We start from the raw sequence: 15,544 nt of genomic DNA, 5'->3' as shown, positions 1-15,544 counted from the left end.
ATTTTATTTGAGCTGGAACGCACCATTACGAGGAGTAATTGCCATATTGGCATTAATACGTCCTCCTGTCATTACCATTTCACCCAAACGCTGTCCTGTTGTTGCAGTTGCAGTCTCCGTTAATTTTGGATACAAATTCAAGTCTCTAACCCGTAGTACATTTTCCGCTTCACGATCTGGATTAATAGTAAAACCATAGTTAAAGCTTACAGTATCTTTTTGTATCGCAATCGCGTTATTAAACTGAATGAGGCCCGAAATATTATCTAAACCTATCATAGATTCATCAACAGGATCACTCAGTTGAATTGCTCCTTCTTTTAGCAGGTAACGTCCAACTATAGATAAAACTGCGTTATTATTCGCAGTAATTTCATTATTCGGAACCAAACTAAAGTTCATATCACCCAACATTTTGAGTTTTAATCCAAATAAAACATCATCTTTGGCATTAAAGGGGTTATTAATATTGCTCAAGACATTCAGATCCGTTCCTGTCTTAGTAGGATCTTTATAGCTTGGTAAATAACCACCTGCAATTTCAGCTGCCATAACCATAAGCAAGTCTTTAAGCGTAACATTGACGTTGCCATTCTCAAAGCCCATACTGCCATAACCACGTAATAGCATATCAATATTACGTAGACCAATATAATAGTTCCGACTGGCATCCACCACCATAATCGAGGTGGTTTTGGTTCCATCATCATTGCGACCCTGCACACTTAAACCAATTGCCAGCCCCAAACGATCCGTATTGGTTACATTTGCCTTAGTCACAGCATTGGTCGTATTATTTAAACCAAAGACTTCACCCGTATATTTAGTTGAATAAACTGCAATATTACTGTTCAGATTATAGAAAGGCAGACCTAAACCCCAGCTATTGGTTTTTCCATCATCCTTACCAATAGCATTTGTTAGTGAAACCCCAGCACTTGAGGTAAACCGACCACGTTTTGAAACTGTCTGGAAATCACTACCACGAATGGCAACCACCAAACTGTTAGGTGTGATGGTATCGGCAATTTGCTGCTTATAGTCCGCAGCTGTGGTTAAAGTACCACTAGCTCCACCTAAACGAGCATTATTCAATACAGTGTTTTCTGGTAAAAGTAAATGTCGGGTACTGGCTAGTCCCAAGTAAACATCACCACTATCAAAATAGGCACGTTGTAGTGAGTTTGACATAAGTGGGCTCAGCCTACTAAATTCAAAACCAAAGGTATTTGCACCAGCCCCCCCAATCTCCAGGGTGGTCGGGTCACCTGTTGTTCCAAGTTGTGCCCCAAGCATTCCATCCCCATCATTGGTAAATTCACCATGCAAACGCACGCCTATACCTGTAGACCCCAAAACTGTACCTGTACCATTGGTATTGGTTGTTGTACTTGGATCACCATTATCAGTATTGGTGGCATAGCCTAAAATATTTTTAGCCTGATTCTGGTTCTTGGTATCTACACCACGAATTTGTAAATAGCTGTTGACCATACGACCACTTGCGCCCACTCGAATAAGTCCTTTGGCAGCATTGTCTGAAGTGCTTGTATCAGTAGCCAACGTATAGACTGGGTTAGTTGGGTCAACATAAGCTGATTTTTTAGTCATCAGCTCAATATTTAAACCTGAACTGGTAGCAATACCATCTGTATCTTTATAGGTTGCATTGGCACTTTGGCTTGCATTTATATTTGGAATGGGTACACGAGTAAAATCAATGTAACCATGCGTATCATTTGGAGTCTGATTCAAGCTTGCAGGTGAAACATCAACACCATTTACATCCTTGACACTATTAGTTTGCAACATCAGCCCTTTGGTTGGGTCAACATACATGACCCCCTTTCCCAAAAAATTGAAATTAAAGTTTTTTAAAATAAGTTGGTTATAATAGTTGGTTACATTATTACTCAAACCGATATACATATTTAAATTCTGTAAACTTAAACGTAGATCTGATTGAGAGTTTGGGTCAAATAAACCATTTTTAGTCTGAAAATGAATATATTGTGGTGAATCTGTCTGGATTGCAACATTACCAATGAGTGGATCACATGTACCCGCAGTTTCATTACAGACCTTGAAGCCCTTTACTGAAATAGTAGACGGCATAGTTTCTATTTCAAAATCTAATCCTACAGTTGAGCCCGTGGTTCCTGTTTGAATTTTATAATTTGTGCCTAATTTATAGTTTCCATCTTTATATGTCGTATTTTTACGAATTTGCACTCCATTCGCTGTTGCCCTTAAATCTGGTTCATTTATGCCTGCTGTAGGTGTTCCCGCTTTATCTTGCCAATACAACTGATCAAAATCCATTTGTTTATATTCAGTCTGTATATATAAACCATCCTGGCCATTGACTTGACTTAAGGCATTGTCCTGTAGCTCTTGCAAAGCATAGACACTTTGTGAAAGTAAAATACCACTTGCCAAAGCTGTTAAAACAAAATATCGAGTATTTACAGACTTCCTTTTCATTTTTAAGTTCCCTTATTTTTGTTTTAACAACGCGGATGCGTACCACCTGCACAACTAAACATTTTAATTGTACCTGTTAAAGATAAATTGGCGTTCATATTCACACCTAAAAAACCCTTTTCACGTCCCACCTGAGAACTATAGTTTGGATTATTGGCATCAAATGCACCATCGCTATTTGTATACTTAGTATTATTTAAATAACCTCGGTCAGAAGTATTTGATACCGCAGGGTCTGAACTGGCATCAAGATTTGCAGTGCCATCATTTTCAATTGCAAGTGACTGGAAGCCCAGATTACGGATTTCAATCGGGATTTTAGGGTCAAAACTAAACTTGAGTGCTGGTTTGGTCAATAGACCTCCACCGACTTTAGTAAATGTTACATCCTCACCATCTATCCCAAGTTTAGGAATATTAATGGTTCCCTGTATACCTTTGAAAGTAATCCATTGCTTTTTACCCGCATTATCACCACGTGAGGTATAGACTGTTACCCCTCCAACAACACTTGTATCAACTGAACGATTATTCAGTGCAATCGCTAAACGACAAAATTCTAATTTATTCGATAAACAGAGCGAGGTGTCAAATTGGGGAGTACGTGCGGGGTCGTACATAGCAAGCAAGGTATTGCTTACTATACCAGTTACAGGGGTTTGATTCAGGTTCAGTGCAATATTTAAGTCTGCACCCGCTTGACCCACCATGGTTTGCAACTCAGTATCGGTTAAGCCATTAAGCTCAGCAAAACTGGACGTTGTCGTCAATGCAACACATAGAGCAAATAGCGGTTGATATTTTTTCATCACATTCGCTCCTTAGTTTAAACCTGTGGTGGTCAATTTCATATGCTGAATAAGCAAACCATCAATTACAGCCGACCCCATATTATTGGAAAGGGTTCTAGCTGAGGTTAGATCAGTTGGAAAGGTCGTTGGAATTGAATTTTTTAATGTGCCATTTGTATTATAATCATTTACACCACAGTTATTTAAACAACCTGTTTGCTGGCCCAAAATCTGATAATTGGTATTCTGAGTACGTACTGTATTGTTTGTTTTGGCCCATGGATTTGTCCAAGACGAAGTGCTGTAATTGGGATTGATATAATATGCGACATCATAATTATTACCACTACAGTTATTAGTAGCCCCACCACTACCGTTACTACAGTTCGTACCTGTAGCACTACTTCTATATTGATAAAATGCAGGAGTGTTTGCATTATTGGTACTAGGGGTACAAATCCCGAGCACTGTATTGTTTTTCCCTGGAGAACAACTAAGATTATACGTTGTTGCACCAACTATTATAGACGTTAAAATATCTGCCTGCCCATTCCAGCTTTTACTTGTAGATGATTGTGATAACCAGTTATAACATTTGGACAATCCCAAAGTACCACAACCTACACCCAAGGCATTACTGTCATCTACACGCATCATATATGACCTTGTTGCATCCTTGATTGTTCTTGTTGTATTAAATGTTTGTACATAATCACGCTGCCCCGTACTGGTTAAGTTTTGACCATAATCAGGGTTTGACTCTAAAGAACCAAAGGAAATACCATAAGCCTCAATTCCTTTATAAGCACTGAGCAAGTTGTTCGTTGCATCGTATTCAGTTGAACCAATGGTAATACTACTATGCGTTGCTGTTGAACCCTGATAGCCTGTAACAGTGGATGTACCACACTGGTAAACATTACAAGTTGAACCTGTATAGGTTAGAGTTGAACCATTTGCCTCTTTAGTATTAGCATCGAAACCATAACGTGTATAAATTTTACTATACACATTTGGATCGTTTGGCACACGTGTCACCTCTACACTAAAGTTTCCACCCTTTGCGTCAAAAATCAATGGCTGATAAAGTGAACCAATCACCAAGTTCGCATTTAAACTGTAAAGAAATAATCCTTTGTCTTGATCATCAAAACTTGGAGCCATCCCCCCCAATGCTGGCGTAGACTTATCCACAATTGGTGTCGCATTAATTCTCAGTACACTTTTTCTGGCATTTGCTGGAAGCGTCCAAGTGTTGGTATTACTAGATACTGCACTAATGACACGAAAGCCTTCCTGATTAAAACACTGAGTTCCTGGGCCTACGTTACCACCAGCGATTGATGTTCCTGGCGCCGCTGCAGCCAAACCACAAATTGAACGCTTCCCATAGCCAATGGCATCTCCAAATTCCCCCGCGATCCCTGTGTATTTTCCGTCCACCCAAAAGGTATTGTAATTATAATAGACTGTTTTACCATCAACCACTCGTGATCTAGGGGTTGCATCATCAATGATATTATTGCCCTGACTATTCCCCAGTGGCACATAGGAACGGATGACATGATTATAACTTGGACTGTCTGGATTCGCCTGTGCCAAAGTACCATTCTGTCCAGCAACAACAGGCCCATTCCATAGAACTGTACCTGATGGCGCAGTTCCAGACCCATTAGCAATTACAACCGCATTTGTTCCACCAATTGAAGAAAAATTACCAGCCTTTAGCTGGGCCAACTGGGTTTCAGAAAGTTTATCTGCCTGATAGACAATTTTACTTGCATCGTAAGACTGCCATTTACTAGTTGAACTTACACTAGTCACTTTTCCTCGCGCATCAAGCCCATCTGTTGGGCCTGAATTTAAGCGCACCAGAGCTGCCATACCCAGAGTATTATTATAAGACTTGTTTAAACCAAGCTGATTTGTAACTCCGCCCAGAGTACGGAACATTTTAAAGTTGGAACCGTTAACACTAAAACCATCCCAAACCATGTTAAAACGTAATTGGTTACTTAAACCATTGTATGCATTAGCGGTTGTTTTTCCTTCTGCAGTGTTGGCATCACGCATAAAGGCATCACCCCATAGGCTTAATCGCAGGTTATAGGCAGATTTTTCAGCAGCCGTTAAGCCAGCCACATTATTATCATAGAGTGGAGCTTCAAAATTAAAAAATGTAACAGGCTGACCTGCAGCCCCATTCCCTGAAAACTGCTGAACATTTTTGGTTTCAGTTTTAAAAATCCAAGGGTTATTTGCAGTTCCCCACGTATTGATTGCCCTCCCAAAACTCATATTTGCATTGGAAGCATTATAATAAGTCCCCCAATCAGTATTTGACTGAGATAAATTTAAACCATATAAAAATATATCTGCTTTTTTAATGACCTGTCCATTGCCATCATATACTTCACCGTCAGTTGTATTATAGGTATAGTTCGGCGTGTAAGTATAATTGCCAGCCGATCCTGTACGCTTATTTCCTTGCAATGGCCCAATAGGAATTAGACGAATATAACCTGTATCGTAGGTACCTCTACCATCATTCGCAGTATCTGCACCATTCATTCGCATAGAAAAGTTTTCAGGTAAAAATGCAATCCCCTCACCTGTGGCTTCACCCAAATCATCATCAGGTAATTCCTGCAATGCAAAAGCGGACTGACTTAAACATAAGCCAATCAAACTTGCCAAAACAGTTTTTTGAAATGATACCGTATGAAGTGTAGTCATCTTGACCTTCCTGTTACACGATGCTCTGCACCAGCGTTATTTTTCTTAAATTCCTCTTGAGTGATTTCATCTACCCTCAAATTTAGAGTTAAAGACGTGCTTCCTAGCATCACTCAAATATAGACAAATTTTGCCTATGTAATCTCATTTTTCATTATGCCGAATATTTACACAAATGCAAAATAATTTAGGTGAATGGTATATTTTCCGATGAATGAATATAAATTTTAACCGAAAAAGCCTTTTATTATATGTATGAATCTTATAATTTTATTTATCAATTATCAAAACAAGAATAGCAACAACCATCCATGAAAAATGATTGTTGCAAATTGTAATACTATGTCTTCGGCAAAGTCACCCCTGTTTGCCCCTGATATTTCCCACCACGATCTTTGTAAGAAGTTTCACACACTTCATCACTTTCAAAGAACAGCATTTGCGCAACGCCCTCACCTGCATAAATACGTGCTGGTAAGTTGGTTGTATTGGAAAACTCAAGTGTCACATGACCTTCCCATTCAGGCTCTAAAGGCGTGACATTCACAATAATGCCACAACGCGCATAGGTTGACTTACCAAGGCATACGGTCAGCACATTTCGTGGGATACGGAAATATTCAATGGTACGTGCAAGTGCAAATGAGTTGGGTGGAATAATGCAGACATCCGACTTAATATCAATAAAGCTTCTGTCATCGAAGTTTTTTGGATCGACAATGGCAGAGTGGACGTTGGTAAATACCTTAAACTCTCTCGCGCAGCGGACATCGTAGCCATAGCTGGATACCCCATAGGAAATCAGTTTTTCTCCGTTTGCATCGAAACGAACTTGATTTTCTGCATAAGGTTTAATCATGCCGTGTTTTTCGCTCATTTCACGAATCCAACGATCAGATTTTATTGCCATGACTTTTTATCCAAAGACGAAGTGAATGATTGGGAGGTACTTTAACGTAAAATAACATCAATGGAAATAACAGCTCTATTCTGGGATCATTGATAGAGCTTGGAATATTATAAATTGATCAGTGCTGAGTAGCTAATTGGAATTGAGAAGCTGACCAAGACAACTGATGCGGTACGTTGTAATTTGGATTGCGACAACCATTTTACTTTATTGGTGGCGAGCGCTGCACCAACAGAAATCCAGAACAATGCAATTGGAAGAATCAGTGCAACAAATGTACTCATATGCGCCATGTAGATTTGCTGACTGTTCCACACCACTGCTGGAAAAATAGCTGAGGCAAATAATAAGGCTTTAGGATTGAGTAAAGTCGCACACAATAACTCACGCGGGCGAATAGTTGGTTGGTTTAATGCCACCTCCTGATCGGCAGTACGCCATAATTTTACAGCCAGAAAAACAATATAGCCTGCGCTCAATAATTTAAGAAAAGTGGGCAATAAAGGTACAGTAGCGGAAACTTTACCGATCAGTATTCCCCATGCACTGATTGCAATGATATAGCCAATCGCCTCTGCTGGAATGAGTAATAACGATTTACGCAACCCCACCTGAATACCTGAGGATGCAAGCAAGGTGTTGGTTGGGCCAGGAGTAAGCAAAATGGTTATGACTAAACCAATAAAAAACCATGAAATCATTGAATGACCTCACTAAAAGATGTTTTTACATTAATCCAATTGCTCATCCATAGCAAAATTTTAACTGTAAGCACTTATGACGGTGGATTATTTAAATAAATGTTTTATTTATATTTTTAAAATTTCAAGTCCACTTTACTCTAAAGTCACTGCATAAAAATTTGTAATTTTAAATATGGTAAATGTAACGTATTGGTTAAATAATGTTTATAAAATAACCAAGGTTTGAAGTCATTTTAAGTTTTTACTAAGTAAATGGTGCTATTTTATAGGTATACCAACTTATTTTCCTGATATGTAACCCTCAATTTATGCCTAAGCAATTCTTTCATAAATGGCTACCCTCTTCGGAAAAGGTCGCAAATTTAAAGTTTATGAGGATTTTTGGTCAACGCACCTTAAATCCATTGCTTTGGTATGTAAACCGTCGCTCAATTGCCAAGGCGATGTTTATTGGAACATTTTGGGGAATTTTACCAGTCCCTTTTCATAGCGTATTTATTATTTTGACCATTTTATGGCTGGAAGTGAACCTGCCAATTGGGCTATGTATGGCATGGCTGACCAATCCTTTTACGGTAGTGCCAATTCTATATTTAGGCTTCTGGTTTGGTACTAAAATCTATCATGTGAATATGATTAATAAAGACATGCTACTTGGGGTTCTGCACCAAATCATGAATTGGCTAAAGAACTTTGGTCATGGTCATATTGATTTTAGCTTGGCCAAGATTCTTGTTTCTGGGCTGGTCATAGAAGCGATCCTGTTTGCCGTTTTATTTTATTTCACAACACATTTGCTATGGCGGTGGAGTGTGATTTATTCATGGAATAAAAGAAAGAATGCTCAAGTCATGAATAACAAGATAAAAAAAGACCTCTAAATTTAGAGGTCTTTTACTTTAGAAAATTCGTTTGTCATCTCTTTGGCGTTTAGGCAACTTTTCCATTTGTTGTATTACAGCCTGGGCAATATTGATATAGCTTTCCCCTGCGCTATCCTGTGCAATCACGCTCGGTTTACCATTATCCGCATGCTCACGAATTTTAGCATCTAAAGGCAAGCGTCCAAGCAATGGAATATGGTATTGCCCAGATAACTGATCGCCGCCCCCTGTACCAAAAATCTGCTCTTCATGACCACAGTTAGAGCAGATATGGGTGGACATATTTTCAATCACCCCCAGTACGGGAATGTTCACTTTATTAAATAATTCAATGCCTTTTACCGCATCCATGAGTGCAACATTTTGTGGTGTCGTCACAATGACGGCACCCGTGACTGGGATACGCTGTGCCAAAGTGAGTTGAATGTCTCCAGTGCCTGGTGGCATATCAATCACCAACACATCCAGATCAGGCCATAAGGTTTGATTAAACAATTGCATGAGTGCGCCTGTTGCTTTTGGTCCCCGCCAAGCCACAGGAGTATTGTTTGCACCAATCAGGTGCCCAATTGACAGTACCGCCATGCCGTAGGCATCGAGTGGAACAAAGTGCTCATTTTCAATCAGGGGGGTTCTACCCGCATTACCCAGCATGGTTGGAATACTTGGGCCATAAATATCTGCATCCAAGACCCCAACTTTTAAACCCAATTGCTGCAAGGCAAGTGCAAGGTTGACTGTTGTTGTTGATTTACCGACCCCACCTTTACCCGACGATACCAGAATCACATTCTGGATACGTGGATGGGCTGCCACATCACGTTGCTGCGGCGCAGCTTTTTGAATTGGTGGATTATTGGGATCAGTTTCAGCTTTAGGTGAGGCATCCATGACTGGCGGTAAATTGGTATTTTCTACTTTAGGCTTGGATGAACAGCTATGCCCAGCTTCGCCATGTGCTGCATGTTTTTGCTGGATGATATGAAGATTGAGTTCCTGAATCCCACACTTTTCCAATGCTTCGGCAAGCTCATCATGGATCTGTTGTAGATGGTCTTTTTCTTGCGGAAAGGTATTGATGGTCAGTTGTAAAATACGACCTTGTACATTCACCTGACTAATACGGTCTTTTAAGCAATTCTCTGAATATGGCAGGATATAGTTTTGTAAAACAGTTTGAATGTCATCTTCCTTGACTTCTTGCGCAGGTGAAAAAACAGATTTTAAGGAAGAAAGCCACGACATTTTGTTTACTCCAAAAACAGATCAACATATCACTGAGTTTGGTTAGTTTAGCAGTATTGCAGAATAGACGCTCACATCTACGAAGATAATTGCTCATTTTTTATAGCGTATTTTCTTCTCTCAATATGAACGTCCATGATTTAGAACTTTAGCAATGATTAACCTTTGAGTTTATTTACAGCATCGGTTGCAGCTTTCTTTAAATCATCCAGCTTATTGCTCGCCTGGGCTTTCAGGTCATCAAGTTTTGCAGCAGCCTCATCTTTTAACTCAGCGGCTTTTGCCTTTGCATCATCAAGTTTATGACTTGCCTCTTCTTTAAAGTGCTCAAACTTCTCTTTCGCCGCATGTTGCGTATCAGCCAGTTTATCTTTCAGTTCATCAGCCTTGCTTGATAAAGCGGCCTTACTTTCATCATATTGCTCACTTGCATTACTTTTTAAGTCATCCAGCGCTTGTTCACCTTTTTGTTTCAATTCACTCGCTTTGTCTTTTGCCTGCTGCAAGTCAGTTTTGGTTTGCTCAAGGTCTTTTGATGCAAAGTTTTTAACATCTTCGACAGTTTCCTGACCTTTTTGTTTAATGTCTTTGCCCACCTCACTGGTTTTATCTTTTGCCTGCTGAAAGTCTGCCTTGGTCTGTGCCAAGTCTTTCGCGGCAAAATCTTTTAACTGATCAATTTTGTCATTACTCATGGTGTTATTCCTCTTGTTATGTCGTGAAAGCTACAATTGTTTTCTACCTATATTTATACAAGGTTCTGCCAAAGCTTGGCGGAATTGCTGCAAATTGAAACAATTGGGATACAGTAAGATTCAAATCATTGCTGATTGATAACTTTTTGAATTTTTGGATATAAAAATCCTATCAATGAATCATGTCAGTTTTGACTTTGAAACTCTTTCTTAGAGATTTCATATAAAACATGCCAACTTAATGGGTGATCTGGCTTCAGTACTGGACGCTGAAATTCCGTGATTTTTCTCATTTTTAGTTTTCTCATTACAGCTTGTGATTTTTCATTTTCCACCGTGGTGAAAGACACCACCTTATCTAGTTGCAACTGATCAAACGCAAAAGCCAATACAGCATTTGCGGCTTCCGTTGCATAGCCTTTCCCCCAATAGGGTTCATTCAAACGCCACCCAACCTCAACACAGGGTGAAAATGAAAATTGTGCTGGCTGTGAATGTAACCCCACAAATCCAATAAACTGATGGTTCTCCTTTAATTCAACCGCCCAGAAGCCCCAGCCCTGTTGCTCAATAAGAGCCTTTATTCTATCAATGAAAGCGCTGCTTTCAGATGGGTTGAGCAATTTTGGGAAATAGGCCATGACCTGAGGATTGGTACTCATCTCGGCAAAATGCGGATAATCTTTAGCCAACCATTGTCGTAAAATCAGTCTTGGGGTTTCGATCATTTTTAGAACCATTGGGTCGATATTAAAAAAAGTATAAATAATATGGGGAATAAGTTCAGATATACTTCCGCTCTCTCTGAATCGCACTGTATTGTAAAAATAGCATCTATGAATGAACATGAACTTTTAGAAATTCAACATGAACTTCAGGCACAAGAAAAACGTTTGAACTATATCCTTTCGAGTAAAAGAAGAATCCAGAACATGATTGATTCTTTTGAACAGGATTTAGCTAAACAATTACTTCCTGTCATTCATAATGAAAGCAATGATCAGGCTTCAATTGAAAGCAGTATGGCTTTGTTGGCATGCTGGAAATTTTCTAAGGTAGAGTTTCCAAAAACAATACATTGGTGTAGTGAACTCAGTATCAGTAACCTAACTATAAAAGATGAATTTACTGTTGCGGTTAAAGCTCAGGCTTGGTTAGGTATTTTGGGAAGTGATGAGCTTTGGCAAACTCCACTGTATGTCGAGATTACAGTTGATCCAAAAGTGAAAGGTCTAAAAAACTATCACATTCACTTCCTATCTAAAGGAAAGATCATTTCATTGAGAAAAAATTCAAAGCAAAGCGTAACGGTTAAACAAATGCAGAGTATGTAATCTTTCGGGATACATACTTTCCTTTCTCTACAAAAAATTAAGTTATACTGTAAATATTGTAATCAATAGATCTATTTTATAAAAAATCGATATGACTCAAGATGAACTCTTACCATCTGCACAAGAACAACGAGAAGAAGCAAGATATGCCAAATGGTCAAAATATATTTATACCAGTAAGAGAAGAATACAACGAAGAGTTTTACGGCTAGAACGAAATATTGCCCAAAATATCAATCAATTCAAAATCTATAGACAAATAGATAAATGGTTTGAATCTGATCTTGCATTTTTAAGTTGTTGGAAATTTTCTAAAGTCGATTTTGGCAAAAATACGTTTTGGTGTGATGCGATCTATTTTGATGATTTTAGGATGAAAGATAACTATACTTTCGCATTCAGTGGACATACTTGGATTGGAATTACTGAGAATACAAGTAATCAATGGAAAGTACTCTGTTCAGGTTATTTCATCATCAATGGTAATAATAAACTCAAAAGCTATGATCTTTATTTTTATGATAAAGATCATACGATTCATTTATCTAGAAAAGCTAAACCAAACAAGCATCCCTCTTCTTACACATTACAAAATAACAGACATTCGCACTCACACAACCTAGAAAAAAATAGGTAACATCATGAAATACATCAATATACCAATCTTCAAAGTTGAAAAATCAATGTAATTCACCTGATCTTCCAATAAAATAATGCTCACAAAGAATACCCAACATGAAAGTAAAATCAAGCTTACTTTAATGAATTGGGGCAGATCAAAAATTTTGATGGGCAATTTCAAGAGAGCCAAAATAATTAAGTAGCCGATAAAAGCAAGAATAACCAAAAATGGTGTCAGATAGAGCATCACTTCCATTCCATCACTCACCACATGGATTAAATGATTTTGCTGAAAATTTAAAAACAGGCAAAACGGAATTACAAAACTAAGGACAGAAACCAAACTTGCCAATAACGATGCACAGACTAAATTCCAAGATCGCATTTTTCTCTCCCAGCGATTTGATGCTGTGTTTATTTTCATTCAAACAGACGTACTTTGATTGAAGCCAAAGTGAAGCTTTGGTGAAGTTTGAAATGTGCATAAGCAATCCAATCCGATTAAAAAGATTTCACCGATTCCCTTGTGCAAGTCTGTCTTAAGTCATGTAAAATCATCCACCTTGTAAATACGAATGAGAGAACAATATCCGTGCGTAAAATTTTAGTCACCAATGCCCTCCCTTATGCCAATGGTCCAATCCATATGGGACACTTACTCGGTTATATCCAGGCAGATATTTGGGTTCGTGCGATGCGTGCAATGGGTCATGACGTGACTTACGTATGTGCGGATGATGCTCACGGTACAGCGATCATGCTGCGTGCTGAAGCCAATGGCATCAGTCCAGAAGCGCAAATTGCCAATGTTCAGAAAGAGCATATTCGTGATTTTGATGGATTTGGTGTGCATTTTGATCACTATGATTCAACCAATAGTGATGAAAACAAGGCTCGTTCAGAAGAAATTTATATTAAGAACCGTGAAGCAGGCAATATTGCAATTCGTCCTGTCACACAGTTGTTTGATCCTGAAAAAGGCATGTTCCTGTCTGACCGTTTTATTAAAGGGACTTGCCCAAAATGTAAATCTGAAGATCAGTACGGCGATGCCTGCGAAGTCTGCGGTACAACCTATAACGCAACAGAATTACTTGATCCACGCTCAACCTTGAGTGGTGCAACGCCTGTAGAAAAATCATCAGACCACTACTTCTTTAAGCTTCCTAATTTTGCCGAATATTTACAAAAATGGACACGTGATCAAGGTCGTCTGCCAGTTTCGATTGCCAATAAGCTGGATGAATGGTTCGATGCAGGTTTATCTGACTGGGATATTTCCCGTGATGCGCCTTATTTTGGTTTTGAGATTCCAGATGCGCCAAATAAATATTTTTATGTTTGGGTCGATGCGCCGATTGGTTATATGTCGAGTTTTGAAAACTATATCAAAACCAAGCGTCCTGATTTAAGTTTTGATGATTTCTGGAAAAAAGATTCACAAAATGAAGTCTACCATTTCATTGGTAAAGACATTGTTTATTTCCATGCGCTGTTTTGGCCTGCCATGCTTGAGGGTGCAAACTACCGCACGCCATCAGGTTTATTCGTAAATGGTTTCCTGACTGTGAATGGTCAGAAGATGTCAAAGTCTCGTGGCACATTCATTAAAGCTGAGACCTATTTACAGCATTTGAATCCTGAATATTTACGCTATTACTTTGCCTCCAAGCTTTCTGACAAAGTTGAAGATTCAGACTTAAATCTGGATGACTTTGTACAAAAGGTAAATTCAGACCTTGTCGGTAAAGTGGTGAATATTGCCAGCCGTTGTGCGAAATTCATTAACAGCAATTTCAACAATACTTTATCCAGTACCTGTGCTGAACCTGAGCTGGTTCAAAGCTTTATTGATGCGGGTGATTCAATTGCCAAGGCATACGAGGCACGCGAGTTTTCTGCGGCAATTCGTGAAATCATGGCCTTGGCAGACCGTGCCAACCAGTATATTGATGAGAAAAAACCGTGGGCACTTGCCAAGCAAGAGGGTCAGGAGCAACAGGTGCATGATGTTTGTTCGGTGGGGATCAACCTGTTCCGTCAGCTTGCGGTTTACCTATCACCAGTATTGCCAACGCTTGCTGCACAGGTTCAGGCATTCTTACAGCTTGAAAGCTTTGGCTTTGAATCTCGCAAGCAGATTTTAGTGGCACATGAAATTGCACAGTTCCAGCCATTAATGCAGCGTGTTGACCCAAAAGCGGTTACGGCAATGGTGGATGCCTCTAAAGATTCTTTGGCTGCTGCGGCAGAAGCACCAAAAGTGGAAAAGAAAAAAGAGAAGAAAGCCGAGAAGAAACCTGAACCTAAAGTGGATGAAGCTGAAATCATTGGTATTGAAGATTTTATGAAAGTTGACCTGCGTGTTGCTCAAGTGCTTGAAGCGACTATAGTTGAGGGTTCGGATAAACTGCTGCAATTGACTTTGGATATAGGCGAAGCAGAACCACGTAATGTGTTCAGTGGAATTCGTGGTTCGTATGCACCAGAAGACTTAAAAGGTAAACTCGTTGTGATGGTGGCCAACCTTGCACCGCGTAAGATGCGTTTTGGCATCTCAAATGGAATGGTGCTTGCTGCTGGAAATGGTGAAGGTGTTTGGGTGATCTCACCTGAATCTGGCGCTAAAGCTGGCGATAAAGTGTCTTAAGCCATTATTTCCCTTCATCTAAAAAAGACTCATTTATGAGTCTTTTTTATTGATTTTTTTAAATAAATACATAAGATGCATACGCTTTTATTTTTTAATTTATAAGGGGTTTTTTATGAAAAAGTTTTTAGCGCTTGCAACTGTAACAGCAATGTTATTTTCAACAGGATGTGCAGTTCGTATTGCTGATATGACTGTTGCATCCACCAAGAATTATAATATTAACTCCAACCAGTTTATTAAAGGACAACGTGTCATCGGCGAAGACAAAGTACCTGTAATCCTGTTTCCTCTTGGTATGCCGAACTTTAAAACTGCAATAGATCGTGCAATTGAGAAGAACCCTTGTTCTGTTGCATTATCTGATGTGGTGATTACCCAGTTAAATCAGGCTTTTCTGGTGGGCCAAGTTGGCTATCGAGTAGAGGGAACTCAAATTATTGATTTGTCTCAACCAAACTGCAAAAAGTAAATTTAGAATAAGTGATTG

General features: G+C 39.1%; 12 protein-coding genes and 1 pseudogene. 4 read left to right on the top strand and 9 right to left on the bottom strand.

Annotated features, from left to right (window positions below; all coding sequences use genetic code 11):
* Positions 1-3 precede the first annotated feature (3 nt).
* The 5 genes from QLH32_RS14880 to QLH32_RS14860 form a co-directional block, all read right to left on the bottom strand.
* Positions 4-2,484 carry a DUF6160 family protein gene (locus tag QLH32_RS14880; RefSeq protein ID WP_283266828.1) on the bottom strand — a complete coding sequence of 827 codons (2,481 nt, stop codon included), beginning with the start codon at positions 2,482-2,484 and terminating at the stop codon, positions 4-6.
* 23 nt (positions 2,485-2,507) lie between these two features.
* Positions 2,508-3,293 (bottom strand): hypothetical protein, encoded by a 786-nt coding sequence (locus QLH32_RS14875; RefSeq protein WP_283266827.1) that lies wholly within the window; start codon positions 3,291-3,293, stop codon positions 2,508-2,510.
* A gap of 12 nt (positions 3,294-3,305) precedes the next feature.
* The gene (locus QLH32_RS14870) at positions 3,306-6,011 is read right to left on the bottom strand and encodes a hypothetical protein (protein WP_283266826.1); all 2,706 of its coding nucleotides are present in this window, start codon (positions 6,009-6,011) and stop codon (positions 3,306-3,308) included.
* 340 nt (positions 6,012-6,351) lie between these two features.
* Positions 6,352-6,921 (bottom strand): dCTP deaminase, encoded by a 570-nt coding sequence (gene dcd / locus QLH32_RS14865; RefSeq protein WP_283266825.1) that lies wholly within the window; start codon positions 6,919-6,921, stop codon positions 6,352-6,354.
* Positions 6,922-7,028: 107 nt separating this feature from the next.
* A complete protein-coding gene (locus tag QLH32_RS14860) occupies positions 7,029-7,622 on the bottom strand; it encodes a LysE family translocator (protein WP_283266824.1) in 594 nt (197 codons plus the stop codon).
* A gap of 311 nt (positions 7,623-7,933) precedes the next feature.
* On the opposite strand from QLH32_RS14860, the gene QLH32_RS14855 reads away from it, so the two are divergent.
* Positions 7,934-8,506: a DUF2062 domain-containing protein gene (locus QLH32_RS14855; RefSeq protein WP_267980119.1), complete on the top strand. Its 573-nt coding sequence runs from the start codon at positions 7,934-7,936 to the stop codon at positions 8,504-8,506.
* An 18-nt stretch (positions 8,507-8,524) separates the two neighbouring features.
* Here QLH32_RS14855 and apbC read toward each other — a convergent pair whose 3' ends face one another.
* From apbC to QLH32_RS14840, 3 genes are all read right to left on the bottom strand, one after another.
* On the bottom strand, positions 8,525-9,754 hold the full coding sequence (gene apbC, locus QLH32_RS14850; protein WP_283266823.1) for an iron-sulfur cluster carrier protein ApbC: 1,230 nt from the start codon (positions 9,752-9,754) through the stop codon (positions 8,525-8,527).
* A gap of 158 nt (positions 9,755-9,912) precedes the next feature.
* Positions 9,913-10,449 (bottom strand): hypothetical protein, encoded by a 537-nt coding sequence (locus QLH32_RS14845; protein WP_283266822.1) that lies wholly within the window; start codon positions 10,447-10,449, stop codon positions 9,913-9,915.
* A 185-nt stretch (positions 10,450-10,634) separates the two neighbouring features.
* Positions 10,635-11,177 carry a GNAT family N-acetyltransferase gene (locus QLH32_RS14840; RefSeq protein WP_283269360.1) on the bottom strand — a complete coding sequence of 181 codons (543 nt, stop codon included), beginning with the start codon at positions 11,175-11,177 and terminating at the stop codon, positions 10,635-10,637.
* Between the two features lie 108 nt (positions 11,178-11,285).
* Between QLH32_RS14840 and QLH32_RS14835 the strand changes: the two genes are divergently transcribed.
* Positions 11,286-11,783, top strand: a complete 498-nt coding sequence (locus tag QLH32_RS14835) for a hypothetical protein (RefSeq protein WP_283266821.1) — start codon at positions 11,286-11,288, stop codon at positions 11,781-11,783.
* Positions 11,784-12,337: 554 nt separating this feature from the next.
* Here the strand turns inward: QLH32_RS14835 and QLH32_RS14825 are convergent.
* Positions 12,338-12,789: pseudogene (locus QLH32_RS14825) on the bottom strand (hypothetical protein).
* Positions 12,790-12,996: 207 nt separating this feature from the next.
* On the opposite strand from QLH32_RS14825, the gene metG reads away from it, so the two are divergent.
* Together metG and QLH32_RS14815 are read left to right on the top strand one after the other, a co-directional pair.
* Positions 12,997-15,054, top strand: coding sequence for a methionine--tRNA ligase (gene metG / locus QLH32_RS14820; protein ID WP_283266820.1), 2,058 nt, complete (start codon positions 12,997-12,999; stop codon positions 15,052-15,054).
* Between the two features lie 115 nt (positions 15,055-15,169).
* On the top strand, positions 15,170-15,526 hold the full coding sequence (locus QLH32_RS14815) for a hypothetical protein (RefSeq protein ID WP_267980113.1): 357 nt from the start codon (positions 15,170-15,172) through the stop codon (positions 15,524-15,526).
* Positions 15,527-15,544 lie beyond the last annotated feature (18 nt).

Origin of the sequence: Acinetobacter corruptisaponis (assembly GCF_030053775.1) — a bacterium.
GTDB lineage: Bacteria > Pseudomonadota > Gammaproteobacteria > Pseudomonadales > Moraxellaceae > Acinetobacter > Acinetobacter corruptisaponis.
The sequence above is the reverse complement of the archived record's forward strand: the minus strand, read 5'-3'. Positions and strand labels throughout refer to the sequence as shown.

Bases quoted from the DNA above. Each gene is read 5' to 3' on its own strand.
- QLH32_RS14860 (WP_283266824.1), bottom strand. From the start codon at position 7,622: ATGATTTCATGGTTTTTTATTGGTTTAGTCATAACCATTTTGCTTACT.
- QLH32_RS14870 (WP_283266826.1), bottom strand. From the start codon at position 6,011: ATGACTACACTTCATACGGTATCATTTCAAAAAACTGTTTTGGCAAGT.
- dcd (WP_283266825.1), bottom strand. From the start codon at position 6,921: ATGGCAATAAAATCTGATCGTTGGATTCGTGAAATGAGCGAAAAACAC.
- QLH32_RS14875 (WP_283266827.1), bottom strand. From the start codon at position 3,293: ATGAAAAAATATCAACCGCTATTTGCTCTATGTGTTGCATTGACGACA.
- QLH32_RS14845 (WP_283266822.1), bottom strand. From the start codon at position 10,449: ATGAGTAATGACAAAATTGATCAGTTAAAAGATTTTGCCGCGAAAGAC.
- QLH32_RS14840 (WP_283269360.1), bottom strand. From the start codon at position 11,177: ATGATCGAAACCCCAAGACTGATTTTACGACAATGGTTGGCTAAAGAT.
- QLH32_RS14815 (WP_267980113.1), top strand. From the start codon at position 15,170: ATGAAAAAGTTTTTAGCGCTTGCAACTGTAACAGCAATGTTATTTTCA.
- QLH32_RS14835 (WP_283266821.1), top strand. From the start codon at position 11,286: ATGAATGAACATGAACTTTTAGAAATTCAACATGAACTTCAGGCACAA.
- apbC (WP_283266823.1), bottom strand. From the start codon at position 9,754: ATGTCGTGGCTTTCTTCCTTAAAATCTGTTTTTTCACCTGCGCAAGAA.
- QLH32_RS14855 (WP_267980119.1), top strand. From the start codon at position 7,934: ATGCCTAAGCAATTCTTTCATAAATGGCTACCCTCTTCGGAAAAGGTC.
- QLH32_RS14880 (WP_283266828.1), bottom strand. From the start codon at position 2,484: ATGAAAAGGAAGTCTGTAAATACTCGATATTTTGTTTTAACAGCTTTG.